Here is a 24470-nt window from a genome sequence, read left to right as displayed (position 1 = left end):
CTCAATGCATCGGCTTGAGGTCATCCAAAGCCAGGTTGAGCTTCAGCACATTCACGCGGGCCTCGCCGAAAATGCCGAACTGCCGCCCCGACGTATTGCGCGCAACAAGATTGGTCACCTGATCGACCGGCAAGCCGCGGACCTGCGCCACGCGCGCCACCTGATAGGCGGCAGCGGCCGGACTGATTTCCGGGTCGAGGCCGCTACCCGACGACGTCACGAGATCCACCGGCACCGGTTGCGACATATCGTTACCTGCCGCCTTCAACGCATCGAGACGGCCTTTGATTTCGTCAGCGAGCGCGGGATTGGTCGGGCCAAGGTTCGAACCACCCGAGTTCTGCGCGTTGTACGGCTGGGGCGTGGTGGCCGACAGGCGTCCCCAGAAATAGTACGGCGCGTCGAACTGCTGGCCGATCAGCGCGGAGCCGGCCACTTTGCCATCCTTCTCGAGCATGCTGCCGTTCGCCTGAGCCGCGAAGGCTGCATGACCGATTGCGGTCACAACGATCGGATAGATCACCCCGGTGATCACCGTCATCAGGATGAACAGAACAAGTACCGGTCGAATCAGCGTTTTCATGATCTTCACTCTATTAGGTCAGACCCAGCCGAACACGTTCAGCACCATATCGATCAGCTTGATGAACGGGAACGGCAGCAGAATGCCGCCCAGCCCGTAGATCAGCAGATTGCGGCGCAGCAGCGACGCCGCGCCGAGCGGCCGGTACTTCACGCCCTTGAGTGCCAGCGGAATCAGCGCAACGATGATCAGCGCATTGAAAATCACCGCCGAGAGAATGGCCGATGAAGGCGAGCTCAGATGCATCACGTCGAGCACACGCAATTGCGGATAAGTCGTCGCGAACGCCGCCGGGATGATCGCAAAGTATTTGGCGACGTCGTTCGCAATCGAGAACGTGGTGAGCGAGCCGCGCGTCATCAGCATCTGCTTGCCGATCTCGACGATCTCGATCAGCTTGGTTGGATTCGAATCGAGGTCGACCATGTTGCCGGCTTCCTTCGCGGCCTGCGTGCCGGTATTCATCGCCACCGCCACGTCCGCTTGCGCGAGCGCAGGGGCGTCGTTGGTGCCGTCGCCGGTCATTGCCACGAGCCGGCCTTCGGCCTGGTGCGAGCGGATCGTGGCGAGCTTGGCCTCCGGCGTCACCTCGGCGAGGAAGTCGTCCACGCCGGCTTCGGCAGCGATCGCTGCCGCGGTCAGGCGGTTATCGCCCGTCACCATGATGGTCTTGATGCCCATCTTGCGCAGTTCGGCGAAGCGTTCCTTGATACCGCCCTTGACGATGTCCTTCAACTCGATCACGCCCATGCAACGTGCAGCGCTCTCGCCGCGCACTTGCTGCGCGACGACCAGCGGCGTGCTGCCGCGCCGTGCGATTTCCGTCACCGCAGCCGTCAACTCCGCGGGGAAACGACCGCCGTGCGCCTCGACATAGTGTTTGATCGCGTCGGATGCGCCCTTGCGAATCTCACGGTCGGGCAGATCGACACCGCTCATGCGCGACTGCGCGCTAAAGGCGAGGAAGGTCGCCTGCAATGCGTGCATATCGCGTTCGCGGATATTGAAGCGCTGCTTCGCCAGCACGACGATGCTGCGCCCTTCCGGTGTTTCGTCCGCAAGTGAAGACAACTGCGCGGCGTCGGCGAGCTGTTCCTCCGTGACGCCCGGCGCCGGCGTGAAAGCCGAAGCCTGGCGATTGCCGAGCGTGATCGTGCCGGTCTTGTCGAGTAGCAACACGTCGACGTCGCCTGCGGCTTCAACAGCGCGGCCCGAGGTGGCAATCACGTTCGCCTGCATCATCCGGCTCATGCCCGCTACGCCGATCGCTGAAAGCAGACCGCCGATGGTGGTCGGAATCAGGCACACCAGCAGCGCGACCAGCGCGGTAATCGTGACGACATGCCCTGCTTTCGCGGCTTCGACCGAGAACATCGAGAACGGCAGCAGCGTCGCGGTTGCGAACAGCAGCACGAGCGTCAGCGCGACCAGCAGGATCGTCAGGGCAATCTCATTCGGTGTCTTTTGACGCTTCGCGCCTTCCACCATCGCGATCATCCGGTCGAGGAAGGCCTCGCCCGGATTCACGCTGACCCGCACGACGATCCAGTCCGACAGCACACGCGTGCCGCCCGTCACCGACGAAAAATCGCCGCCCGATTCGCGGATCACCGGCGCGGATTCGCCCGTGATCGCCGACTCGTCGACCGACGCGACACCTTCGATCACCTCGCCGTCCGCCGGAATCACGTCGCCGGTTTCGACCAGCACGACGTCGCCCTTGCGCAGATCGGTGGCCGTCGTGATGCGGATCGGCGACTTGGGATGCGCTTCCTGCAGCAGCTTCGCCATCACGTCACGCTTCGCGCCGCGCAGCGAAGCCGCTTGCGCCTTCGAGCGGCCCTCGGCGAGCGCCTCCGCGAAGTTGGCGAACAGCACGGTAAACCACAGCCAGAGCGCGATCGCGAGGATGAATCCGGCGGGTGCTTCGGCCTGGCCCGCAAGCGCCGCAATCCACAAAATGGTCGTCAGAATGCTGCCGATGTATACGCAGAACATCACCGGGTTGCGCAATTGATGGCGCGGCGCGAGCTTCCTGAACGAATCGACGAGCGCCGGCCGGGCAATCGACGGGTCGAACATCGAGCGCGCGGCGTTGCGCGCCTGACCGATGTTGCCCGGCTGATGAACCGGCGGTTGGAGTCCGTTAGTCATGCTGTCCTCTCAGTCAATGTCCCGCGACCATGATCAGATGTTCGACGACCGGGCCGAGCGCCAGTGCCGGCACGTACGTCAGCGCGCCGACCAGCACGACGGTGCCGAGCAGCAGCACGACGAACAGCGGGCCGTGCGTCGGCAGCGTGCCGGCGGTAGCGGAGATGCGTTTCTTTGCGGCTAGCGATCCAGCGATCGCCAGCACCGGCACAATCGACCCGAAGCGGCCGAACCACATGGCGATGGCCAGCGTGTTGTTGTAGAACGGCGTATTGACCGAGAGGCCCGCGAAAGCGCTGCCGTTGTTATTGGCGGCCGAGCTGTAGGCATAGAGAATCTCGGAGAATCCGTGCGGCCCAGGATTGGAGACACCCGCCACGCCGGCCGCCGTCAGCACGCCGATCGACGCACCGACCAACACAAGCAGCGGCGTGAGCAGCACGGCGATCGACACCATCTTCATCTCGTACGACTCGATCTTCTTGCCGATGTATTCCGGTGTTCGCCCGATCATCAGGCCGGCCACGAACACCGCGAGCAAGGCGAACACGAGCATGCCGTACAGGCCCGAGCCCACGCCGCCGAAGATCACCTCGCCGAGTTCGATCAGCAGGAGCGGAACGAAGCCGCCCATCGGCGTCAACGAATCGTGCGTGTTGAGAACGGCGCCACACGATGCGGCGGTGGTCGCCACGGTGAAGATGCCGGACTGCGCGATGCCGAAGCGGGTTTCCTTGCCTTCCATGTTGCCGCCGGTTTGCGCGGCCGACGCCGTTTGATCGACATGCAGCGACGCATACAGCGGATTGCCGTTCTGCTCAGACGAAATCTCGCCCCAACAGGCGACCGCGAACGCGATCGTCATCGCGGCAAGCACCGCATAGCCCTGGCGCTTGTCGCCGACCATCCGGCCGAACACCAGGCACAACGCAGCAGGGATAACGAGCATCGCTATCATCTGAACGAAGTTGGCGAACGGCGTCGGATTCTCGTACGGATGCGCGGAATTGGCGTTGAAAAAACCGCCGCCGTTGGTGCCGAGCATCTTGATCGCTTCCTGCGACGCAACCGGCCCCATGGCGATGGTCTGCTTGTCGGCCTTGTTGTCCACCATCACCGGGTTGCCCTTGGCGTCCTTGACGGGATTGCCCTGGGCATCGGTCTTCGGCGTTTGATACGTCGTCACCTGCAGCGTCGGCACGTCTTCATATGACTTGAAGTTCTGAATCACGCCCTGACTGATGAAGACAAGCGCGATGACCGTTGCGAGCGGCGCGAGGATATACAGCGTGATACGCGTGAGATCGACCCAGAAATTGCCGATCGTCGCGGCCGTATGGCGTGCGAAACCCCGAATCAGCGCGATCACGACGGCAATGCCGGTGGCGGCCGAGAAGAAGTTTTGCACCGTCAGCGCGGCCATCTGCGTCAGATAGCTGACGGTCGATTCCGGCGTGTAGTCCTGCCAGTTCGTGTTGGTCACGAAGCTGATTGCCGTGTTGAAGGCGGCGTCGGGCGTCATCGGTCCGAAGCCCTGCGGATTAGCGGGCAACCATTGCTGTAAACGCAGGAATCCATACACCGCGAACACGCCGAGCGTATTGAACGCCAGCACGGCCAGCGCGTAGTGCTTCCATGACATTTCGGCGCTGGGGTCGACCCCGGCGAGCTTGTAGAACGCGGCTTCGATCGGCCGCCCTATCCGGCGCACGACGACCGAAGAGCCGTCCACCACGCCGGTCATGTAACGGCCAAGCGGGATGGCAAGCGCGATCAGCACGACGATGAACAGGCCGGGCTGAAACAGGTTGTTGAAGTTCATTCGAGAGCCTCCGCGCGTAGCAAGGCATACACGAGGTAAGCGAACAGAATCAGCGTCGAGGCCGCCGCGAGCCAGGTCATCCAGGTGGTCATGGACGGCCTCCGGGCGCACGGCGAAGCTTGTCGCAGCCAATCACGAAGGCCGCGACGAGGCCACTGAATGCAATGATGGCGATGAGGTAAAGCAGATCCATGATCGGGTCTCCCACAGGGAACGCCTGCACCGTGAAATTTAGGAAAATCCGCGTAAACGCAGCGTCAATACTTCGCGGAGTTTCGTAAAAACGATGGACGTGGTGCGGGAGACCGCCGCGCTAGCGCAGCGGTATGGTCTTGCTGGGAGACTTTCGGGCAAGCAGTTCGACCTGCCGTTTGAGGGAGACTTTCAGGCTTTCGCACTGCTGTTTGAAAGCGGCCGCCGCGTAAGCGGCTTAAAAGACTTAAGCCGCCTTGGCCGCCTTACTCGTTTGAACCGCTTGCGCCGCTTGAGCGGCTTCATCGCGCGCAGCCTGTTCGATCCAGAGCTGGCTATCGGGAAACCAGAATGCGTCCGGGCGCGGAGGCGAGACGAGCTTCACCGGAAGGGAGGGATTGAATATCTTCGACCATGCGGACAGATAAGACGGCGTCTTCACGAGGAACCCGCAATTGGCCAGAAGCAGGCAGGACACCAGCGCCTCGCGGCCGATTTCGAGTCCCGGATAGCCGCTGAAGTGAACGGGCGTGCTGCCACAGGCGAGATGCTTTGCCGGAGCGACCCTGACCGGCTTGCTGAATGGCCAGGCGACAAAAAAATCGATAAACGCCCGTTCGTCGCTTGAAACCAAAATATTGGTCAAGTGCGGGTTTTCCGCGAGCGTGGCTTCCACATGGCGGCAAAAGCTTCCCCATGAAACCGGGACGGCTTCCTGCGCCTTGTCGGTCCCTCTGAAATGCGCGCCAAGGGTCGACGCGCCGAGCCCAAGCTTCTGGCAGATCGCGTCGACTTCTTCGCAGATAGACGCGGCCGGACGATAGTGCGCGAAGAAGAGCTCGCTTGCACTGCTGAGTCGAAGCCGGGATTCATAGCGCTGACGAAAGCCCAGTTGAACCAGGTCGCGCACTGTCGACGTTCTGACCTTATGGGTGATCGCGGCGCCGGAGGCGGTGTGGACGGACTCGAAGAAGGCCGAGAACCAGTCCAGTTTCCCTTCGGCGTCGCCATACAGCCCGCCGCGTGCGCTGATGCACGGGGTGAGGCATTTCTCGTCGCAATACATCAGAATAAACAGGACCATCTGCATCACGGAGAAAAAACCGGAGTTCTCCCGAATCTCGATGGAAAAGATGCCCCTGTTCAAACGCTGTGTAGCATGAAGTGAAATCCGGCGCGGCATGGCCACGGAATGCTTGAATCCCTCGCTGCGTCGGATCTGTTTCGCCCGATCGACCACCTTTCTCAACATGCCTGACTCCTAATTAATTAGGTATTTTTAAAAATGGCACGGACCTGTTTTCTGCGAAGGCAGGGACGGCTCAGCATAACACCTCAAAAAATTTGATCACGTAAAGTTTGGCTCATCTTGGTGAGCTAGCGTACAAAGGATCGGTAAGGTTTTCCCTGGATGGGCACGCCGCACTGCCGGCTCAACCCTCCGGCACCTCGCCGGTGTACTCATAGGCCACCGTCCCCCTGGGATGCCTGAACCACCCCGGATCACGATAGTCGTTGCGCCCCAATCCCTCCCGCACTTTCAAGACGGTGAACATGCCGCCCATCTCCAGCGCGCCGAACGGCCCCGTGCCGGTCATCATCGGCAGCGTGTTGTCGGGTAGCGGCATTTCCATGCCGCCCATCGAGCCGCCCGTGCTGCCCATCGCCATGTAATCGGGCACCAGCTTGTTGATGCGTTGCGCGAGGTCTTTCTGCGGCACACCGATCAGGTTCGGTACCTGATGGCCCATCGCGTTCATGGTGTGGTGTGACTTGTGGCAATGAAACGCCCAGTCGCCCGGACGGTTCGCCGTGAACTCGATGGCGCGCATCTGGCCGACTGCGACGTCCGCGGTCACCTCGGGCCAGCGGGCGGAAGGCGGAATCCATCCGCCGTCCGTCCCCACCACTTCGAAATGGTAGCCGTGCAGATGGATCGGGTGATTGGTCATCGTCAGATTGCCGACGCGGATGCGCACGCGGTCGCCGGCGCGTACCGGCAAGGAATCGATGCCAGGAAAGACGCGCGCATTCCACGTCCACATGTTGAAGTTGGTCATCTCGTTCACGCGCGGCGTGAAACTGCCCGGGTCGATGTCGTATGCGGACATGATGAACACGAAGTCGCGATCCACCTGCATGACGCCCGGGTCTTTCGGATGAACAATGAATGTGCCCATCATGCCCATTGCCATCTGCACCATCTCGTCGGCGTGCGAGTGATACATGAAGGTGCCGTGTTTCTCCAGTTGAAACTCGTAGACAAAGGTCTTGCCCGGCGGAATGTGCGGCTGCGTGAGACCGCCGACGCCATCCATGCCGCACGGCAGGAGCATGCCGTGCCAGTGAACCGTGGTGTGCTCCGGCAGCTTGTTGGTCACGAAGATGCGCACCTTGTCGCCTTCAACGGCCTCGATGGTCGGCCCTGGCGCCTGGCCGTTATAGCCCCACAGGTTCGCGCTCATGCCCGGCGCCAGTTCGCGCACCACTTGCTCGGCAATCAGATGAAACTCCTTCCAGCCGTTCTTCATATGCCACGGCAGCGACCAGCCGTTCAACGTGGCGACGGGTGCATACGGCCGGCCATTTGGAGGCGCGTGCGGCGCCTGCATCGTGGCCCCGGCCATCGTGGGCGCCTCAGGCAATGATGCGGCTCCGGCCTTGCTGACGAGTGCCGCACCCAACAACGCGGCTCCAGAGCCGCCCAGAAAATTTCGACGAGACACCATGTCATTGACCTCCAGAATCTGTGGATGACGCTTGCGGCGTCATGGATGTGAACGGCGCAGCGGCCATCGCGAGAGGCGGCAGACGGCCACCGAGCGCCTGTTGCAGGTCGGTTTCCGCGAGCCAATAGTCTTTGAGCGCGTCGATATAGCTGTTCACCGCGCCGATCTGGTCGCGCGAATCGGCAAGCAGTTCGAACACGCTCGCGAGCATGCCGTTATAGCGAAGCAACAGTTCGTCCGAAATGGTTTTGCGGATCGGCACGACTTCGTCGCGATAGTGCTTCGCAACGTCGTAGTCGGTCACATAGGCCGAATACGATTCTCGAACTTCCGAGCGCGCATTGATCGCGGTCTCGGCGACGCGGTTCGCCGACTGCAGATAGATCACTTTGGCGCGCGCCACTTTCGAAGCGCCCCAGTCGAAAATCGGAATCTCGACGCTGATCTCGTAGCCCTGCTCGCGGCCGTCGGAGGTCGTGAAATTGTTCTGATAGCCGACGTCCAACGCATTGATGAATCGCGTTGCCTGGCTTAGGCCGAATGAGCTTGCAACGCTCTGCGTCTGGAGTTTCGCTGCCTGGATGTCCAGGCGGTTCTGCATCGCGAAGTGCTCGAGGTCCTGCAATTCCGGCCTCGTTGCAGGCAGGTCAGGCAGACGCTCAGGAAGGTCGTACTGCGCTTGCGAACCCCATAGGCCCATCATGCGGGTGAGCTTTTCCCGCGCGGCTACCGACTGCTGCCGCGCTTTCGCCAGTTGCGCCACGGCTTCCGCGTAGAAGGCCTGCTCACGCGCATAGTCGAGCTTGCTGAAGTTGCCGGCTTGCTGCATGCGCAATGCGAGTTCGGCGCCGGCTTCCGCCGAATCCTTCACCTGCTCCGCGTAGGCGGCGGACTGCTTCGCCGCGACCGCGCCGATAAAGGCGCGTCGAGCATCGGCGGCGACCTTGAGCATGGCGTCCGCCGCGAGCAGCCGGGTCTGCTCGAAACGGCGACTCTCGATGCGTGTCGACAACGGCAGCGTCAGCATGTTCAACAAGCCGAGCGTGAACGTACGGCTGATGCTCAGATCGTTGCCGCCGTGCGTGCGGCTGAATGTGAAGCCGGGATTCGGCAGCCGTCCCGCCTGCACCAGGTCCGCCTCGGCAATGCCGAGTTCGCTATACGAGGCCTGCAATCCGCGGTTATTCAACAGCGCGATCTGGATCGCGTCGTCCATGCCGAGTGGCCGGGATAGCAGTTCCTGCGTGCGTTTGGCGACAGCGCTTCGATCTTCGTCCGTCTTGACTAGCACGGCGTCTTTGCCGAGCCGCTGCGATGCTGTTGTTGAAACGGTGTCGAAGCCGCCGTCCTTCGAAAAGGTCGTGCAGCCGGCGAGGAACGCCAATGCGGTAGTGGCGGCAATGAGTCGGCCAGTGAGAAAGAGATGCTGCTTCATTCTGCCGGCCCCTCTTGATGGGAACCGTGGCTGCTGTGACTAGAGCCTTGGTTGGAGCCGGCGTTGGAGCCGTGGCCGGAGCTGTGGTTGGCATCGGCATCGCCTGAATGCATTTGACCGTGGTCCATCTCGGGCTTGCCCGATCGACTCGCCACCGCACGATTGAGCGCTTGCCAGGTGGGCGCTTTCTGTTCCAGGTATGGCCGATAGTCCGCGAAGGCGGACGGCACATTGACCGCCGGAACTGATGCCGCGGCATCCGCCGGATCAGGAAGTGGTGATATGGCGTGCACGAGCGCCGGCAATACTGCCGTCGCGCCTAGCAGCGCCGCAATAAACGTTCGCATTGATTTTCTCGTCGTATGCCACCCGGACAGCCGACGTGCAACGTGCGGCCATCAAGGCGAAATTGAACATCGCAGCATCACGCTGCGAAGGAACTAGACGAGAGAGATTCGGGGAGGTCGTTCGATGCCGTCAGTCAGAAATGACGCGACACGAACAGAGGGAGCAAGAGGCACAGCGAAGTGGACGGCGTCGGCGGATATCGCCGCAACCGGAGCGACCGGCAAGCCGCCGCCAAAACAGCACGACGCGCAGGTCGAGCAGGCGTGCGCATGATGCGCGCCGCCAGGGTGACTGTCGTTCTGCGAATGGGCACCGGCGATGTCATTGGCGCTATCGGCCATCATCGCAGCATGGTCATGTTGGTGAGTCGCCTCGCCAGCATTCTCATGGAGCATGGACACCCCTTCTCCACCAACATGCGACGACTCGCATTTCATGGAGACGGCCGCGAACGACTGAACCGGAAGGCTCAGCGCGAGCAGCACGACGAGGAAGAGTTTGCGCCAGTAAGACATGGGAACGGAGTCTAGCACGCTGTTTAAGAAGCCAAGAAGATAAGAGGATAGGAAGGCGGTAAGGCTCGGACCGCAACAGTCCGCGGCGGTTTTTTGCGTCGACAGGGCTACGGTTGGCGGCAGTATCAACAACATGGACGTATATGCTTGACCTTCCCCCCATGGGAAGGTCCAACCTTAAGTTGTGATTTCTCATCGGAGGCAAGAAATGGAATTCCAAATCCCGGACATGTCATGCGGCGGATGCGCCAATGCCATTACTCGTGCAGTGACTGGCCTCGACCCGGAGGCGAAGCTCGACGTCGATGTCGCCATTAAAATCGTGAAGGTCGCATCGACATTGCCGCCGGAACGCGTCATCGAGGCAATCGCAGCGGCAGGGTTTCATCCTTCGCTCAAGCGTTAAAGAGATCGCATCAAGCTGCGTCCATCGATTAAGCTGAGCACCCTGTTCGCGGCATCATGGTCGCCTGATATCACTTTTTTCCCAACGGAACATCCAATATGAAAAACCTTCGCGCACTCCGTGCCCTTTGCCTTTTCAGCAGCGTTGCGTTTGCTGTCGCCGCGGCGCCCGTCTACGCCCAGCAGGGTGCGTCGATGCCCGGCATGAACATGTCCGGTTCAGCGGACGCCGGGTCGAGCGCATCGACGCAAGCGTTCAAGGACGCTGACGAGAAAATGATGCAGGCCATGGATGCGCCTGCCTACACGGGCGATGCCGACAAGGACTTCGTCGCCCACATGATTCCGCATCATCAAGGCGCGGTCGAAATGGCACAGGTGGAACTGAAATACGGCAAAGATCCCGAGTTGAAGCGCCTCGCCCGAAACATCATCAAGGCGCAACACGATGAGATCGCGTTCATGCAGCGCTGGCAGGCAAAGCACGGCGTGAAGTGACAACGGGCAACATCACCGCTTTAACGCTTTAACACCGCTTGACTTCGCGGTGGCGCCTGCGTCGCCATCAACGCCGGAATCCAGCCGCGAATGACTGGTGTTTACCCGCCAAACCCACTCTGACACTTGCCACTTCGTCGGAATGTGGCTCAAAATGTAAGCGCTATCATTTTAAACGAACAGCTTTAACCGGCTGAAATGACCGCCTGACACACGGTCAACACGCCAATATGTAAGCGCTAACATAGCGCGAAGAATTGCAATTGGAGAACCCCGATCTCCCGGCGACCTGACATCGCATCAGCGCGCCCCGCCCCAAACAAACACATGAACCGGAGACAACCAGCATGAGCGCCACCCCGAATCTCGAGCAGGCCCCACCGAAAATCCGCCGCGCCCAGATCGTGGCGCTCACGCTGCTGATGGTGAGCGGCATCGTCAACTATCTGGACCGCGGAACGCTTGCGGTCGCCAATCCGCTGATCCGTCATGACCTCGGCCTCTCGCTCGGTCAGATGGGCCTGCTGCTGTCCGCGTTCTCCTGGAGCTATGCGTTGTTCCAGTTGCCGGTGGGCGGCCTCGTCGACCGGATCGGACCGCGCAAGCTGCTCGGCATCGGCCTGATCGTCTGGTCGATCGCGCAGGCCGCCGGCGGATTCGTCTCGACTTTCGGCTGGTTCGTCCTTGCGCGAATCGTGCTGGGCATCGGCGAGGCGCCGCAGTTTCCGTCGGCAGCGCGTGTCGTCAGCAACTGGTTTCCGTTGCGTGCGCGTGGCAAGCCGACCGGCATCTTCAATTCGGCGTCCCCGCTCGGCACGGCGCTCGCGCCGCTTTGCCTGTCGATCATCGTGGTTCAGTTTCACTGGCGCTGGGCCTTCATCGTGACGGGCGTGCTGGGCCTGGTCGTCGCTGTCGTATGGCTCGCGGTGTATCGCGATCCGGCCAAAGCCACGATGAGCGAAGTGGAGCGGCACTATCTCGAAGGCGACGAAGCGGACCGCAAGCCGGCCCCCGCAGTCACGTTCGCCGACTGGCGTTCGCTGTTTTCTCACGGAACCACGTGGGGCATGCTGATCGGCTTCTTCGGCTCGGTCTACCTGAACTGGGTGTACCTCACTTGGTTGCCTGGCTACCTGACGATGGAGCGGCACATGAGCCTGATGCATACGGGCATTGCTGCGTCGATACCGTTCTTCTGCGGCTTTCTGGGTTCGCTCACAGCCGGCTGGTTCTCCGATCTCATCACGAGCGGCAGCACGAACCCGGTCACCAGCCGCCGCAACGCGGTGGTGATCGCGATGCTCGGCATGGTCGCGTTCACCATTCCGGCGGCGCTCGTCGAGAGCAACACGATCGCGATCGTGTGCATCTCGGTGGTGATCTTTCTGGCTAATGCCGCCTCCGCCAGTTCATGGGCGCTTGCCACCGCCGCCGCGCCGCCGAATCGCGTCGGCTCGCTCGGCGCAATCCAGAACTTCGGCGGCTTTCTGGGCGGCGCCCTCGCACCGATCCTGACCGGCTACATCGCGCAGACCTGGTCGTTCGTCCCTGCTTTGCTGACGGCCGCCGGCATCGCGTTTGCCGGCGCGATGAGCTACCTCCTGCTGGTGCGCAAACCGATCGACGACCAGCCCGTCTCCACCGAAACCCTGCGAGCGCCCGCCTGAAGGCGGACGCCGCGCCCATTCATCGAATCCTTCCCCGGAGATCAACAACATGACCACCGCCAAGCACGCCACGACTTCAGTCGAAGGCATCGTCCCCGTGATGCTCACGCCGTTCGACGATTCCGGCGCCATCGACTACGCCGGACTCGAACGCCTGATCGAGTGGTACATCGCGCACGGGTCCGACGCGCTGTTCGCTGTCGCCCAGTCGAGTGAAATGCAGTTTCTGACGCTCGCCGAGCGTGGCGCGCTGGGACGCTTCGTCGTCGAGAAGGTCGCGGGCCGCATTCCCGTCGTGGTCTCGGGCCACATCAGCGACGACGCCGATGCCCAGGCCGAAGAGCTGAACGTCGCTGCGGCCACCGGCGCGCAAGGCGTCGTGCTCGTGACGAACCGGCTCGATCCGAATCGCCAGGGAACGGAGGCCTTCGCGGCGAATCTCAAGCGGCTCCTCACGCGACTTCCATCGGACATGCCGCTCGGTTTGTACGAATGCCCGGCGCCCTACCGCCGGCTGCTGTCCGACGATGAATTGAAGCTCTGCATCGATACCGGCCGCTTCATCATGCTGAAGGACGTGAGTTGCGATCTCGCGACCGTCAAGCGACGCGTCGCACTTGCCCAGGGCTCGCCGCTGAAGATCCTGAACGCCAACGCGGCCATCGCGTGGGACGCCATGAAGGCCGGCTCCGCAGGCTTCAACGGCGTATTCACGAACTTCCACCCGGATCTGTACAACTGGCTGCGCAATGACGCGGCACAGGACCCGGCTCTCGCGGAGGAACTCGCGACGTTTCTCGTGCTCGCCGCCGTATCCGAAGCGCTCGGTTACCCCGCGCTTGCAAAGATCTACCACCAGCGCATCGGCACGTTCGATTCGATTCGCTGCCGAGCGATCGACTACGACGTGCGCGAACGTTTCTGGGCGCTCGACGCGGTACTCGACAAGATCGTCGCCGGCACCGAGCATTTCCGCTCGCGCATCGCCGCGCTCGGTCAACGCGGCTAGGCTCGCGGGCATCAGCCGTCAGAGATACCCAGTGACCGGAACGCGAGCCCCCACTGCCATGTCTGCCCGCGCTTCGCGCGCGCAGGCGGCGGTAAGATGTCGGGCGTTCTCCGATTCACTCTTCGTTTTCTGATCCAATGCCCGATTCCGCCGATTCCCCGGCTACCGTCCGAACCCCGACGAACCGTGCCCGCCGCAACACGGGCCGCACCGTGCTGTCCGATGTCGCCAAGCTTGCGGGCGTATCGACGGCGACCGTATCGCGGGTCTACAACGAGCCGGACAAGGTCTCGGCGAATGTGCGCGAGCGTGTCGAACACGCCGCGCTCACGCTCAACTGGTTCCCCAACGCAGCGGGCCGCGCGCTTGCGTCGACGCGCAGTCACATTGCCGGCATCATCATTCCAACGCTGGATGACCAGGTGTTCGCTTCGCAGGTGAGCGCCATGCAGGCAGCGTTCGCGGCACGCGGCATCACACTCGTGCTCGGTTGCTCGAACTACGATCCGGCGCAGGCGCTCGTGCAGGTGCGCGCCATGCTCGCACGCGGCGTCGAGGCGATGGCCGTGGTGGGCGAGGCTCATCCGCCCGAACTGTTCGAGGCGTTGCGCAGTTATCGCGTGCCGTATGCGGTCACGTACGCGTATCGCAAGGACAGTCCACATATCTGCGTCGGCTTCGACAATCACGCGGCCTACACGGAGGTCACCGAACATCTGATCGGCCTCGGACATCGCTCGTTCGCGGTCTGCATCCAGCCGACCCGCGACAACGATCGCGTGCAGGCGCGCGTGGCAGGCATCCGCTCGACACTCGAACGCCACGGCCTCGCGGTGCGGCCTGAGCACATGCTCGAAGGCAAATCAACGATCGAATTCGGCCGACGCTGCCTGCGCTCGATCTGGCAAGCGCCATGCGAGCGCCCGACCGCGATCATCTGCGGCAACGATCACATCGCGCTTGGCGTCCTGCGTGAGGCGGAGGAACTGGGTATCGAGATTCCCGGCGAACTATCCGTGACGGGCTTCGACGATCTCGAGATCGCGAAAGAGCTACGCCCCGCACTGACGACGATGCGAGTCGACACGTACGAGATCGGGCGTCTTACCGCACAGTATCTGCTCGATGTGCTCGACGGCAAGCGCCCGCAGCACGGACACGAAGTGCGTGCGCTATTCCAACTCAGGCAATCGACCGGGCCTAGTGCGCGATAGCTGCGCGGTGCTTTTCTCTGAATGAACAGGGATGCGCATGGTTGGTTTGTCACACCGAGTCAATCGGATCGCTCACCGCGCCTCGCTGCACCGTATGCCCCAACTGCTCGCCGAACTGCAAGGCGGCAAGCTGTGCATAGAGCGGTGAACTCAGAAGAAGCTCAGCGTGACGGCCCTGTGCAACGATGCGGCCGTGTTCCAGCACGACAATGCGATCAGCCTGTTGCACAGTCGCAAGACGGTGCGCGATAACCAGTGTGGTGCGGTTCTGCGCGGCATTGTCCAGCGCCTTTTGCACGAGCCGTTCGCTGGCTGCATCGAGCGCACTGGTCGCTTCGTCCAGCAGCAGAATGGGCGGATTCTTCAGGATCGCGCGAGCAATCGCAATGCGCTGGCGCTGTCCGCCTGACAATCGCACGCCACGCTCGCCGAGAAAGGTGTCGTAGCCTTGCGGCAGTTCGTCGATAAAGCCGGCCGCGGCGGCCATCTCGGCCGCCCGTTGCACTTGCTCGAGCGTGGCATCCGGTGCGCCGTAGCGAATGTTGTCGAGCACGCTGCCGGAAAAGATCACTGACTCCTGCAGCACCACGCCGATTTCCTTGCGCAACTCGACGAGCGGCACGTCACGCGTCGGAACGCCATTGATTAGAATGCTGCCGGACTGCGGATCGTAAAAACGCAGCAGCAATTGGAACAGCGTGGTCTTGCCCGCGCCGGACGGTCCGACCAGGGCGACATGTTCGCCTGGACGGACATCTAGCGAAAGTGCGGAAAGCGCTGCAATGCCGGGGCGCGACGGATACGAGAAGCCGACGTTGTCGAAGCGGATGCCCTCGCCTCGCGCAGGCAGCGCGACCGTGGTCTCGGCCTGCACTACCGGCGAGCGCGCCGCCAGCAGTTGCAGCAAACGTTCAGTGGCACCGGCCGCGCGCTGCAGATCGCCCCACACTTCGGCAACTGCTCCCACGGCACCCGCCGTGAACACCGCGTAGAGAATGAACTGCGACAGCTGGCCCGCTGTCATCCGCCCGGCCAGCACCGCCTGCGCGCCGAGCCACAGCACGAACACGATGGCGCTGAACACCAGCACGATCACCACGGCGGTCAACCAGGCGCGTGCACGAATGCGCGTGAGCGCCGTATCAAAGGCTGCTTCCACCGCGCCGGCAAAGCGCCGCACCTCGAAGGGTTCCTGCGTATACGACTGCACGGTCGGCATGGCATTGAGCACCTCACCTGCCAACGCGCTCGTGTTCGCGATCTTGTCCTGGCTCGCGCGCGAGAGCCGCCGCACGCGACGGCCGAAGATCACGATAGGCGCGACCACCACGACCAGCGTCGCGATGATGTAGCCGGAGAGCACTGGACTCGTCACAGCCAGCATCGCCACGCCGCCGGTCAACAGGAAGAAGTTGCGCAGTCCCAGCGACAGGCTCGTGCCCACCACCGCCTGGATCAGGGTGGTGTCGGCGGTGAGTCGTGACAGCACCTCGCCCGTTTGCGTGGTTTCGAAGAACTGCGGACTCATTCCCAGCACATGATCGTAGACGGCTCGCCGCAAGTCGGCCGTGACCCGCTCTCCCAGCCACGACACGAGGTAGAAGCGCAGCGCCGTCGCGGCGGCCAGTACCAGCGAAACGATGAACAGCGCGAAGAAATAGCGGTCGATGTGCGCCCGGTCGCCTCCCGCGAAGCCACGATCGATCAGGTATTTGAAAGCCACCGGCAACACCAGCGTGGCGCCTGCCGACGTCACCAGCGCGAGGAACGCGAGCGCCCAGCGGCCCGCATAGGGGCGCAGGAAGGGCAACAGGGCAAACAGAGGGCCGATACGTCGTGAAGCGGATGCAGGCGGCGAAGACGGAACAGCATCTGACATGAAGTTTCCCTGATGAATCGAAGGTCACCCCGATTGTGCCAGTCCTGCGGATTCAAAGGCGGTTCACGTAAAAGCCCCTTTTACACGCTTGCCGCGACTGTCCATCTGTATCAAGATCAAGCCGACTCATCCGGACCAGGCTATTCCAATGAAAGACGACTCTGACTCCGACTCCGATCCCGACAAACTGAAAGGCCCCGGTGGTTTGACGCTGCGCCAGATCCACGATCAGGTGCAGAAGAGCGTCGAGCGCGACCGCGAAGAGCTGGCATCGCGCAACGCTATCGCTCCGCAACGCAGCAGGTGGCAACGTTGGGTACGTTACGTGTGGGGCCGCAGCGGGCGTCGCTAGGCGGCGAAGATAACCGCGCAAACCCAATGCGCGGCTATACCCTAGACGATGGAAACCGGCTCCGCGCTCTGCTTCGCCTCAGAAAGCAGCCAGGCCCGGAAACCTGCATTGCAAAAGTAGTGCGCGAGGACCACAGCGCGCCAGTGCGCGCCGCGGCCCTCAACCGGCTTACTGCTTCGTCACTTGACCGTAGCCGATCACCGAGTTATCGGCTGCCTTGATCAGATAGACGACCGTCCGCTTGTACAACGTCGTGCTGCCGGAAACAGGCAGGAACGTGATTGCTGCGTTACCGGAGTAGGTCACGCCCGAACGCAGCGTGCAGGTGCTCGTCGTGCCGCTCAAGGTCATCGTGTAAAGGTTCTTGCTCGAGCCCGGCGTGGTCAACGCCAGCGTGCCCGATACACCGCAGCCGAGAATCGAACCGGTGAAGCCGCCCGCATCGTCGACCGTCAGCGTCGTCGAACTTTGCGCCCACGTACCTGCGACGCTCGACTGGGTGACCGCGAGCGCATTCGCCGGGTCATACTTCAGCGTCAGATTCACGGTGTTGCCGTTGGCCACGTAGCTGCCATTCAAGACCTGGTTCGCGGTGAAGGTCCCGCTTCCCGATGTTGCCGTGTAGCGAATGCCGCCCAAAGAAGTCTCGAAGCCGGTGGTCAAGGTCCAGTTCGGCGCAGCGGGGGCGATCGTCCCGAAGAACGTCGACGTGACGACCGAGAACAGGCCATTAATGTAAGAGAGGTTGCCGGTCGGGTCTACGAAGGCCGTCATGTTGGTCGTGCCCGATTGCGTCCAGATGCCTTCGGAACGGTTGCCTGCGGCAGCCGTCGAACCAGCCTGCGGGGCGGTCAGGCTCGGCAGTGCCTCACCCGTCAAGGCCGGCGCCGACGCAGCCGCGGGTGCGCTTGCCGGTGTGCTGGCCGATTGGGCGGTCGGCGTGCTGCTGCCGCCACCTCCACCCCCGCCACACGCAGCGAGCACAAGTGAACCCAACATTGAAACGAGTAGAGTTGATTTTGTTTTCATTTTCATTTTATTAGTTCTGGGTGCGGACTCTCAATGCCGCACAGTGATTGATTAGATCTCGATATACCCTGCGCAAAATCGCGCAACCCTGTAAACGGCAGTAAGAGAAAAGTCTTTAACGTTTACTGGATAATCGTCCTTCCTTTGCTGGGGCTTGACAGACGGCATTTTTGACGATTAAGAGAAACAGATACGATGCCGAATATGCGCATCGCATGGCATACTCATCTTCAAATCAAAATGTCCGTATCGACATCGACGATCCGGAATAGATGAACGCGTGCGATAGCAGAAAACATCGAAACGAAACTGCGGCGCTGGTAAAGTGCCGGTGATTTCGTTGCTTCCACCATGGATTCACTCACTTCGCGACGCCGCAATGCCGTTCAAGCCAAATCAAAGAAGCGCCTGCGACCCGATCGTGCTCCGCACGCGGCACCTTCCGGTCGCCGCTGCCCTGAGCCTGTCCTTGCAGGGGTGCACGCTGCGCGGTGCGCCGTCGTATGAAATCTTCGGCGCCTACTTCCCGCTCTGGCTGTTGAGCGCGGTAGTCGGACTCATCGGCGCGCTCGTCGCCCATCGGATCTTCGTGTCCACGGGGTGGGCGCAGATCGTTCCGTTTCAGCTCTCCGTCTGCGTGGCGATCGGTTTGACGGTCGGCGTGCTCTGCTGGCTTTCGGGAACAGGACAGCTCTTATGAAAATCGCCGGCAAGCGCCAAGCCTCCATCAAGGGCCGCGTGATCGCGGGCGTAATCGTCGTACTCGGCCTCGCGGCGGCCTGGTACGGCTATGACCGGACCACCCGGTTTCCATCAACGGACGACGCGACGATCGATGCCGACGTCGTCCACGTCGCGTCGCCGGTCGGCGGCCGGATCATCAGGCTGCCGGTGGAAGAAAACCAGCGGGTCGCGAAGGGCGACGTGCTCTTCGAGATCGATCCTGTGCCTTACCGGCTCGCGGTCGCCCAAGCCCAGGCCGATCTCGAACTGGCCCGCGCAACGCTCGACACGCGGCGCAGGACGATTGTCGGCGAGCGCGCCACGGCAGTCATCGCCGGCGATCAGACGGGCAAAGCGGCACACAACTACGAACTGGCATCGCGCACCGTGGAGCGGCTCACGCCGCTCGTGGCGAAGGGCTATGTCCCGGTTCAGCAACTGGATCAGGCGCAGGTCGCGCAGCATGACGCGGCGTTGTCGCTGAAGCAGGCGCAGGAGCAGAAGCAGGCCACCGCGCAGACGATCGGCGACGAAGCAGGCGCCGTCGCCTCGGTGCATGCGCGTGAGGCCGCCCTCGCGCTTGCGCAGCGCGGCCTCGACGACACCGTCGTGCGTGCGCCGCAGAATGGCTTCGTCACGGGGCTATCGGTACTGGCGGGCGAGACGATCGCGCCGCATCAATCGATCTTCACGCTCGTCCACGCGGACGAATGGTTCGCCGTCGCCAACTTCCGCGAAGGCGCGCTCGCGCGGATCGAGCCAGGCGATTGTGCGACCGTCTATTCGATGATCGACCGCAGCCAGGCGATCCACGGCAAAGTGGTCGGTATCGGCGCGGGCGTGGCCGATTCCGACCGTATCAACCTGCCGCGCACCTTGCCGATCGTGCAGCAGTCCGTCAACTGGGTGCGGGTCGCCCAGCGTTTCCCCGTGCGGGTGCGGCTGGAAGAGCCGGCCGCCCGGCTGGTGCGAATCGGTGCGAGCGCGATAGTCGAGGTCCGGCATGGCGCAGCCTGCCGGTGATCTTGCCCGACCGGGCCCCGCCGACATCCTGAAGCTGCTGGCGCCCTATCCCGGGCGCGCGGCAATGGCGGCGCGCATCGCGCTGATCTGCGCGCTGACGGCGTTCGTGACGAGCGCGTACGGCACGCCGGAAGCCGCGATCTCCGCCTATGTCGTGTTCTTCCTGAACCGGCCCGACCGCGTGCTGAGCGTGATGCTGAGCTCGGCGCTGCTGGTGCTGGTCACGTTGATGATCGGATTGGTCACGGTGGTGGCCATGTTCGCGCTCGACGATCCCATGTGGCGGGTTGCGTGCATCACGGCGCTATCGTTCGGTCTGCTGTTCGTGACCTCGGCGAGCAAGCTGCGGCCGGTGGGCGCGATCCTCGCGATGATCGTCGGCTTTGCGCTCGACGAACTCGGCAGCGTGCCGTTCGGCGAAGTGGCCACGCGCGCCCTGCTCTACGTCTGGCTGATGGTTGCGATTCCGGTCGGCATCTCGATCGGCGTCAACCTGTTGATCGCGCCGTCGCCGCGGAAGCTGGCCGGCCGCGCGCTGGCGAAGCGTCTGCGACTCGCGGCGCAGAGCCTGGTCGAACCCGAGGCGACGGCCGACGAACTCAGCGCATGCCTGCGCGAGGGCGACGCGGAAATCGGCACGTGGCTCAAGCTCTCGGTCGTCGACGGCTCGTCGGTGCGTGACGATGTCGGGCCGCTGCGGCAGGCCGTGTCGTCGACTCTGACGATTCTGGTCGCGGCCGATCTCGCGGTGCGCGAACCGTCGGGACGGCTGCCGGCATCGTTCGCTGCGCCTATCGCCGAGACGCTGGAGAACATGGCGCGGATGCTTGAGGCAGGCGGCTATCCAGTCGACATCGAACTCAAGCTGCCCAGCGGGGCCGAACTGACGCCGCTCGCGCGGCTTGTCGTCGAGGATCTGCACGAGGCGATCACCCGCTTCGCTGTGGTCGAGGCGCAAGCTGATGTCGCAGGCGCAGGCAAAACTGAAACCGATGGGCGGACCGATGCGCGGGCCGAAGCGCAAACTAGTGTCGAAAGCGCGGGCAAAATCGAAACCGAAGCCCAACCCCAAGCGCAAGTCAAAGCCGAACCCGCGCCACCCGCCGGCAAGCGCGGCGGATTCTTTCTTCCGGATGCATTCACCAACCCCGAACACGTCCGCTACGCGCTGAAAACCACGGTGGCGGCGATGTTCTGCTATCTGCTCTATTCGCAGATCAACTGGCCCGGTATCCACACCTGCTTCATCACGGTCTACATGGTGTCGCTCGGCACCACCGCTGAGACTGTCGAGAAGATGACGCTGCGGATCGCCGGATGTCTGGTGGGCGCGCTCCTCGGTATCGCGGCGATCGTGTTCGTCACACCCGTGCTGACATCCGTCGCCGGGTTGATGACGCTCGTGCTGGTCGGTGCATGGCTGTCGGCGTGGATCGCTTTCGGTTCGCCACGGATGGCGTATGCCGGCTTCCAGATCGCCCTGGTGTTTTTCATGTGCGTGTTGCAGGGCGCGGCGCCTGGCTACGATCTGACGGTCGCGCGGGATCGCACGATCGGGATTCTGATCGGCAACGTGGTCGTCTATCTGGTTTTCACCCGCGTGTGGCCTGTCACTGTGGCCGCGCGCATCGACGCCGGCCTCGTCGCGCTGAGGCAGCAATGGGAGCGATTGGCGGCGCTGCCGGATGCCGTCACGCGCCGGGCGCAGGCCGCGAGCGCCATGGCTCAGTGCGGCGCGCTGGAACAGGACATCGCGCTGATGCACTACGAGCCATCGTGGGTTCGTCCCGAAGCGCAGTGGATCGCCGAGCGCCGCAGCGCGCTGGCGAAGCTCGATGCGCTGGAAGGGCCGATGTTCCTGCTCGCCGATCACCGACCGGGCGATGCCGCGATTGAAGGCTGGCTTAAGCGGGCCATGGACGGGCTTCCGGTGCCGTCGGATGAAACCGGCGCTGCGGCTGCTACGTCTGCTGCGGTCGCGAGAGCCCCGGCTTTGCCTTCCGCGCGGAAACCAGCTTCGCCGGTCGCCCCAAATGCAGCTTTACCGGAAGCAGCAGCCAACGACGACACACGCACCGCTTTGCTACGCCTCGGCGATGCACGCCTCACTCAACTCGAACACGCTGCGTCGGACGACGCAGCGAAGGGACTCGCGACCCATGCGCCGGCTTAACCCTTCATTCGCACTGGCGATCCTGGCCGCAGCGGGTTTGACCGGATGCGCCACGTCATCGCTGGACATGGCGCCGGACAGTCCCGACCGTCCGTGGCAACCGCAGACGGACGCGACGGGCGCCATCGTGCCTGGGCCGGCGTCGGCTGCTTCGGCTGCTTCCACTGCTTCCGCTAACTCGGCTGCATTAGCTAACTCAGCAGCCTCGACCACCTCCGCACGGAGCTACCAACTCCCCGTCAATCCCGCACTCGCCGCCGTGCCACCTCCACCGGCACTCGAGCAGGCGCATGCATACGACCTACCCGAACTGATCGATCTGGCGGAGTCAGCGAACCCGCTGACGCGCATCGCCTGGAACGACGCCCGCAACGTAGCACTAGCGGCCGGCATCGCGAAGAGCGCGTACCTTCCGCAACTGTCGGTCGCGGCGATGGGGCAATACGCCGGCCTTCATAATTCGGAGACGTCCGTGCTCGGCGATTCATCGTCGACTGCAACGGGGCACGGCATGACTTCGGTAGTCGCGCTGCAATGGCTGCTGTTCGATTTCGGCGGACGCGCCGCGCGCGTCGAGGCCGCGTCGCAGGCCTCGGTGATGGCGAACATCGCCTTCACTGCCGTTCACCAACAGGTGATCTTCGACGTCAGCGTCGCGTTCTACGCATACCAGGCCGCGCGCGCCCGCATCGTCACGACACAGCAAGGCCTCGACAACGCCGACGCGATCCTCTCTGCCGCGCAGTCGCGCTACAAACATGGCATCGGCACCGTCATCGAAGTCGCGCAGGCCAATCAGAATCGCGCGCAGGCCAGGCTCGCACTCGTCCAGGCGCAAGGTGCCGAAAGCAACAGCTATCTCGCGCTGATCGCCGCGATGGGGATTTCTCCGCTGTCGAAGCCCAGGATCGCGGAGATGCCGGCGCACACGCTCCCGGCGATCACGAACGATTCGATCGACCGGATCGTGTCGTCCGCCATCGCTCGCCGCCCGGACGTGTTGAGCGCCTATGCGGCCGAGCGGGTCAATCTGGCGAAAGTGAAGGCGGCCGAGTCGGACTTCATGCCGAGGGTGTTCCTCTCGGCGAACGGCGCGTACAACACCGGCAGTTCATCGATTTCGGCGGTGCCGGCCATCGGCCAGCAACTGCCGACGGTGAACCTGAGCGGCGGTCGCTACGGCGGTAGTGTGATCGTCGGCGTGACGATTCCGCTGTATGACGGCGGCCTTAGATCGGCCGTGCTCGCGCAGGCACGCAACGATGCCGACAGCGCGTCGACCCGTCTCACTCGAAGCCGCGAAGAAGCGGTTCGGCAAATCGTTGCCGCACAGAATACGCTGCAGACGAGTCTCGCCGCACAGGCTGCGTCCAAAGAGTTGCTTGCCGCTGCGCAAACGACGTATGACGCCGCGTTCGACGCGTACCGGCACGGCGTCGGATCGGTCACCGACGCGTTGCTCGCGCAGAATCAATTGCTGGCAGCGAAGAACGCGGACGCGGATAGCTACAGCAGTTCCTTATCCGCAGCGGCGGCGCTTGCGCTGGCGACTGGCTCGGTTGACTCGATTCCGATGCGGGACAATTGGTGAGCGAGCGGTCGTCAGTGCACCTCGAAGATACGGCGTCACCCATTCGTTTGCGCTTCGCGTGTCTCGCGAACTAGCGTCTCAACCAGTTCCGCCGCCGGCATCGCCCGCGTAAGCCGCACGGCCTGCCCTGCCCATTGAGCCGCATACTCAGCGCTTCCCTGCGCCTTCGCGGCCGCATGCAACGCCTTGCCGGCATCATACGCAATGGGATAGTCGGGCAGCGCGGGTCGCCCCGGATCATCGCCCAACTCACTGAACCGGTTCTCGATGCCGCGCGCCGCCCTTCCGGAAATCGCGCTAATGAAGGTCGTGCGGCTTTCGGGACTCAGCAGTGCGGCACGATACGCAGCATCCGCAGCAGATTCGGGCGATGCCACGAATGCCGTGCCGAGTTGCGCAGCCTGTGCGCCCAGCGCCAACGCAGCCGCGATGCCCGCGCCGTCCATGATGCCGCCCGCCGCAATCACAGGCAGCGGAATCTCGCGAACAATCAGTCGCACGAGCGCCATCGTGCCGAGCAGTTCGTCCGGTGCCGACGGGTCGAAATTGCCCCGATGACCGCCTGCCTCGGCGCCCTGCGCGACGATGCCGTCCAGGCCGGCCGCCCGGATCTGAGCGGCTTCATCGAAGTTGGTGGCACTCGCCACCAGCACGATCCCGGCTTCGCGCAACGCCGCGATTTTCGTGGCCGACGGCAAGCCGAAGTGAAAGCTGACCATCGCCGGACGCTCGTCGAGCAACATCTCGAACATCGCGTCGTCTTCGACAAAACTCGTGTAGATCTCGCGCAGCGCCGTGGGCGGCTTCGCACCGAAGCGCGCGAAGTGCGGCGCCAGATACTCAAGCCAACGCGCCTCCCGAACGGGATCGGCAATGGCCGGCGCATGGGTAAACACATTGACGTTAAACGGCTTGCTGCTCAACGCACGAATTTCGTGGATCGCCGCCCGCGCGGTCTGCGCGTTCATCGCGCCGACACCGAGCGAGCCCAATGCGCCCGCGTTCGATACCGCCGCCGCTAGCGCCGGCGTGCCCACGCCCGCCATCGGCGCCTGGATGATCGGCAAGGCGACGCCCAACCGGGCGAGCAGATTCGGAGAGTCCTTCATGTCCTCAGCCCCTTGAAATC

At 63.1% G+C, this 24470-nt stretch carries 23 protein-coding genes; 10 read left to right on the top strand and 13 right to left on the bottom strand.

What is annotated here, in order from left to right:
- Position 1: 1 nt before the first annotated feature.
- From kdpC to M0D67_RS10495, 10 genes are all read right to left on the bottom strand, one after another.
- On the bottom strand, positions 2-583 hold the full coding sequence (gene kdpC / locus M0D67_RS10540) for a potassium-transporting ATPase subunit KdpC (protein ID WP_266238772.1): 582 nt from the start codon (positions 581-583) through the stop codon (positions 2-4).
- A gap of 18 nt (positions 584-601) precedes the next feature.
- Positions 602-2665 carry a potassium-transporting ATPase subunit KdpB gene (gene kdpB, locus M0D67_RS10535; protein WP_266238809.1) on the bottom strand — a complete coding sequence of 688 codons (2064 nt, stop codon included), beginning with the start codon at positions 2663-2665 and terminating at the stop codon, positions 602-604.
- A gap of 85 nt (positions 2666-2750) precedes the next feature.
- Positions 2751-4559 (bottom strand): potassium-transporting ATPase subunit KdpA, encoded by a 1809-nt coding sequence (gene kdpA / locus M0D67_RS10530; protein WP_266238771.1) that lies wholly within the window; start codon positions 4557-4559, stop codon positions 2751-2753.
- Positions 4556-4651, bottom strand: coding sequence for a K(+)-transporting ATPase subunit F (gene kdpF, locus M0D67_RS10525; RefSeq protein WP_028193906.1), 96 nt, complete (start codon positions 4649-4651; stop codon positions 4556-4558). Before kdpF ends, kdpA begins: the two co-directional genes overlap by 4 nt.
- On the bottom strand, positions 4648-4752 hold the full coding sequence (locus tag M0D67_RS10520; protein WP_199203111.1) for a potassium ABC transporter ATPase: 105 nt from the start codon (positions 4750-4752) through the stop codon (positions 4648-4650). The genes kdpF and M0D67_RS10520 overlap by 4 nt, the downstream gene beginning before the upstream one ends.
- A gap of 246 nt (positions 4753-4998) precedes the next feature.
- Positions 4999-6003, bottom strand: a complete 1005-nt coding sequence (locus tag M0D67_RS10515; protein WP_266238770.1) for a hypothetical protein — start codon at positions 6001-6003, stop codon at positions 4999-5001.
- 181 nt (positions 6004-6184) lie between these two features.
- Complete coding sequence (locus M0D67_RS10510; protein ID WP_266238769.1) at positions 6185-7480, bottom strand: copper oxidase; 1296 nt, start codon at positions 7478-7480, stop codon at positions 6185-6187.
- Between the two features lies 1 nt (position 7481).
- On the bottom strand, positions 7482-8915 hold the full coding sequence (locus tag M0D67_RS10505; RefSeq protein ID WP_266238768.1) for a TolC family protein: 1434 nt from the start codon (positions 8913-8915) through the stop codon (positions 7482-7484).
- Positions 8912-9262, bottom strand: a complete 351-nt coding sequence (locus M0D67_RS10500; RefSeq protein ID WP_171926463.1) for a hypothetical protein — start codon at positions 9260-9262, stop codon at positions 8912-8914. Before M0D67_RS10500 ends, M0D67_RS10505 begins: the two co-directional genes overlap by 4 nt.
- Before the next feature lie 93 nt (positions 9263-9355).
- Entirely contained in the window at positions 9356-9913 is a 558-nt protein-coding gene (locus M0D67_RS10495) for a hypothetical protein (protein ID WP_308112568.1), read from the bottom strand.
- A 73-nt stretch (positions 9914-9986) separates the two neighbouring features.
- On the opposite strand from M0D67_RS10495, the gene M0D67_RS10490 reads away from it, so the two are divergent.
- The 5 genes from M0D67_RS10490 to M0D67_RS10470 all read left to right on the top strand — a co-directional run bounded on the left by M0D67_RS10490 (position 9987) and on the right by M0D67_RS10470 (position 14571).
- The gene (locus M0D67_RS10490; protein ID WP_266238767.1) at positions 9987-10184 is read left to right on the top strand and encodes a heavy-metal-associated domain-containing protein; all 198 of its coding nucleotides are present in this window, start codon (positions 9987-9989) and stop codon (positions 10182-10184) included.
- Between the two features lie 98 nt (positions 10185-10282).
- On the top strand, positions 10283-10681 hold the full coding sequence (locus M0D67_RS10485; RefSeq protein WP_154566398.1) for a DUF305 domain-containing protein: 399 nt from the start codon (positions 10283-10285) through the stop codon (positions 10679-10681).
- 347 nt (positions 10682-11028) lie between these two features.
- Positions 11029-12348 (top strand): MFS transporter, encoded by a 1320-nt coding sequence (locus tag M0D67_RS10480; RefSeq protein WP_266238766.1) that lies wholly within the window; start codon positions 11029-11031, stop codon positions 12346-12348.
- Between the two features lie 49 nt (positions 12349-12397).
- Complete coding sequence (locus M0D67_RS10475; protein ID WP_266238765.1) at positions 12398-13357, top strand: dihydrodipicolinate synthase family protein; 960 nt, start codon at positions 12398-12400, stop codon at positions 13355-13357.
- 137 nt (positions 13358-13494) lie between these two features.
- A complete protein-coding gene (locus tag M0D67_RS10470; protein ID WP_266238764.1) occupies positions 13495-14571 on the top strand; it encodes a LacI family DNA-binding transcriptional regulator in 1077 nt (358 codons plus the stop codon).
- A gap of 49 nt (positions 14572-14620) precedes the next feature.
- Here the strand turns inward: M0D67_RS10470 and M0D67_RS10465 are convergent, their stop codons facing one another.
- The gene (locus tag M0D67_RS10465) at positions 14621-16450 is read right to left on the bottom strand and encodes an ABC transporter transmembrane domain-containing protein (protein ID WP_266238763.1); all 1830 of its coding nucleotides are present in this window, start codon (positions 16448-16450) and stop codon (positions 14621-14623) included.
- Positions 16451-16598: 148 nt separating this feature from the next.
- Here M0D67_RS10465 and M0D67_RS10460 point away from each other — a divergent pair, with 148 nt between their 5' ends.
- A complete protein-coding gene (locus M0D67_RS10460) occupies positions 16599-16802 on the top strand; it encodes a hypothetical protein (RefSeq protein WP_154566393.1) in 204 nt (67 codons plus the stop codon).
- A 168-nt stretch (positions 16803-16970) separates the two neighbouring features.
- Here M0D67_RS10460 and M0D67_RS10455 read toward each other — a convergent pair whose 3' ends face one another.
- The gene (locus tag M0D67_RS10455) at positions 16971-17831 is read right to left on the bottom strand and encodes a hypothetical protein (protein ID WP_308112567.1); all 861 of its coding nucleotides are present in this window, start codon (positions 17829-17831) and stop codon (positions 16971-16973) included.
- A 379-nt stretch (positions 17832-18210) separates the two neighbouring features.
- On the opposite strand from M0D67_RS10455, the gene M0D67_RS10450 reads away from it, so the two are divergent.
- From M0D67_RS10450 to M0D67_RS10435, 4 genes are read left to right on the top strand one after another with little or no spacing between them, the layout of a single operon-like run.
- Positions 18211-18531 (top strand): hypothetical protein, encoded by a 321-nt coding sequence (locus tag M0D67_RS10450; protein ID WP_233465115.1) that lies wholly within the window; start codon positions 18211-18213, stop codon positions 18529-18531.
- The gene (mdtN, locus tag M0D67_RS10445) at positions 18528-19577 is read left to right on the top strand and encodes a multidrug transporter subunit MdtN (RefSeq protein WP_266238761.1); all 1050 of its coding nucleotides are present in this window, start codon (positions 18528-18530) and stop codon (positions 19575-19577) included. Before M0D67_RS10450 ends, mdtN begins: the two co-directional genes overlap by 4 nt.
- Complete coding sequence (locus M0D67_RS10440) at positions 19558-21750, top strand: FUSC family protein (RefSeq protein WP_266238760.1); 2193 nt, start codon at positions 19558-19560, stop codon at positions 21748-21750. Before mdtN ends, M0D67_RS10440 begins: the two co-directional genes overlap by 20 nt.
- Positions 21737-23341: a TolC family protein gene (locus M0D67_RS10435; RefSeq protein WP_266238759.1), complete on the top strand. Its 1605-nt coding sequence runs from the start codon at positions 21737-21739 to the stop codon at positions 23339-23341. Before M0D67_RS10440 ends, M0D67_RS10435 begins: the two co-directional genes overlap by 14 nt.
- 35 nt (positions 23342-23376) lie before the next feature.
- Here the strand turns inward: M0D67_RS10435 and M0D67_RS10430 are convergent, their stop codons facing one another.
- Positions 23377-24450 (bottom strand): nitronate monooxygenase family protein, encoded by a 1074-nt coding sequence (locus M0D67_RS10430; protein WP_266238758.1) that lies wholly within the window; start codon positions 24448-24450, stop codon positions 23377-23379.
- Positions 24451-24470 lie beyond the last annotated feature (20 nt).

Origin of the sequence: Paraburkholderia sp. SECH4, assembly GCF_030511745.1 — a bacterium.
Taxonomy (GTDB): domain Bacteria; phylum Pseudomonadota; class Gammaproteobacteria; order Burkholderiales; family Burkholderiaceae; genus Paraburkholderia; species Paraburkholderia madseniana.
This window is presented reverse-complemented; position numbering and strand designations above follow the sequence as displayed.

What these genes read in the sequence shown, in the direction of transcription:
- kdpC (WP_266238772.1), bottom strand. Translation starts at nt 583, where the DNA reads ATGAAAACGCTGATTCGACCGGTACTTGTTCTGTTCATCCTGATGACG.
- kdpB (WP_266238809.1), bottom strand. Translation starts at nt 2,665, where the DNA reads ATGTTCGACCCGTCGATTGCCCGGCCGGCGCTCGTCGATTCGTTCAGG.
- kdpA (WP_266238771.1), bottom strand. Translation starts at nt 4,559, where the DNA reads ATGAACTTCAACAACCTGTTTCAGCCCGGCCTGTTCATCGTCGTGCTG.
- kdpF (WP_028193906.1), bottom strand. Translation starts at nt 4,651, where the DNA reads ATGACCACCTGGATGACCTGGCTCGCGGCGGCCTCGACGCTGATTCTG.
- M0D67_RS10520 (WP_199203111.1), bottom strand. Translation starts at nt 4,752, where the DNA reads ATGGATCTGCTTTACCTCATCGCCATCATTGCATTCAGTGGCCTCGTC.
- M0D67_RS10515 (WP_266238770.1), bottom strand. Translation starts at nt 6,003, where the DNA reads ATGTTGAGAAAGGTGGTCGATCGGGCGAAACAGATCCGACGCAGCGAG.
- M0D67_RS10510 (WP_266238769.1), bottom strand. Translation starts at nt 7,480, where the DNA reads ATGGTGTCTCGTCGAAATTTTCTGGGCGGCTCTGGAGCCGCGTTGTTG.
- M0D67_RS10505 (WP_266238768.1), bottom strand. Translation starts at nt 8,915, where the DNA reads ATGAAGCAGCATCTCTTTCTCACTGGCCGACTCATTGCCGCCACTACC.
- M0D67_RS10500 (WP_171926463.1), bottom strand. Translation starts at nt 9,262, where the DNA reads ATGCGAACGTTTATTGCGGCGCTGCTAGGCGCGACGGCAGTATTGCCG.
- M0D67_RS10495 (WP_308112568.1), bottom strand. Translation starts at nt 9,913, where the DNA reads ATGTTGTTGATACTGCCGCCAACCGTAGCCCTGTCGACGCAAAAAACC.
- M0D67_RS10490 (WP_266238767.1), top strand. Translation starts at nt 9,987, where the DNA reads ATGGAATTCCAAATCCCGGACATGTCATGCGGCGGATGCGCCAATGCC.
- M0D67_RS10485 (WP_154566398.1), top strand. Translation starts at nt 10,283, where the DNA reads ATGAAAAACCTTCGCGCACTCCGTGCCCTTTGCCTTTTCAGCAGCGTT.
- M0D67_RS10480 (WP_266238766.1), top strand. Translation starts at nt 11,029, where the DNA reads ATGAGCGCCACCCCGAATCTCGAGCAGGCCCCACCGAAAATCCGCCGC.
- M0D67_RS10475 (WP_266238765.1), top strand. Translation starts at nt 12,398, where the DNA reads ATGACCACCGCCAAGCACGCCACGACTTCAGTCGAAGGCATCGTCCCC.
- M0D67_RS10470 (WP_266238764.1), top strand. Translation starts at nt 13,495, where the DNA reads ATGCCCGATTCCGCCGATTCCCCGGCTACCGTCCGAACCCCGACGAAC.
- M0D67_RS10465 (WP_266238763.1), bottom strand. Translation starts at nt 16,450, where the DNA reads ATGTCAGATGCTGTTCCGTCTTCGCCGCCTGCATCCGCTTCACGACGT.
- M0D67_RS10460 (WP_154566393.1), top strand. Translation starts at nt 16,599, where the DNA reads ATGAAAGACGACTCTGACTCCGACTCCGATCCCGACAAACTGAAAGGC.
- M0D67_RS10455 (WP_308112567.1), bottom strand. Translation starts at nt 17,831, where the DNA reads ATGAAAACAAAATCAACTCTACTCGTTTCAATGTTGGGTTCACTTGTG.
- M0D67_RS10450 (WP_233465115.1), top strand. Translation starts at nt 18,211, where the DNA reads ATGCCGTTCAAGCCAAATCAAAGAAGCGCCTGCGACCCGATCGTGCTC.
- mdtN (WP_266238761.1), top strand. Translation starts at nt 18,528, where the DNA reads ATGAAAATCGCCGGCAAGCGCCAAGCCTCCATCAAGGGCCGCGTGATC.
- M0D67_RS10440 (WP_266238760.1), top strand. Translation starts at nt 19,558, where the DNA reads ATGGCGCAGCCTGCCGGTGATCTTGCCCGACCGGGCCCCGCCGACATC.
- M0D67_RS10435 (WP_266238759.1), top strand. Translation starts at nt 21,737, where the DNA reads ATGCGCCGGCTTAACCCTTCATTCGCACTGGCGATCCTGGCCGCAGCG.
- M0D67_RS10430 (WP_266238758.1), bottom strand. Translation starts at nt 24,450, where the DNA reads ATGAAGGACTCTCCGAATCTGCTCGCCCGGTTGGGCGTCGCCTTGCCG.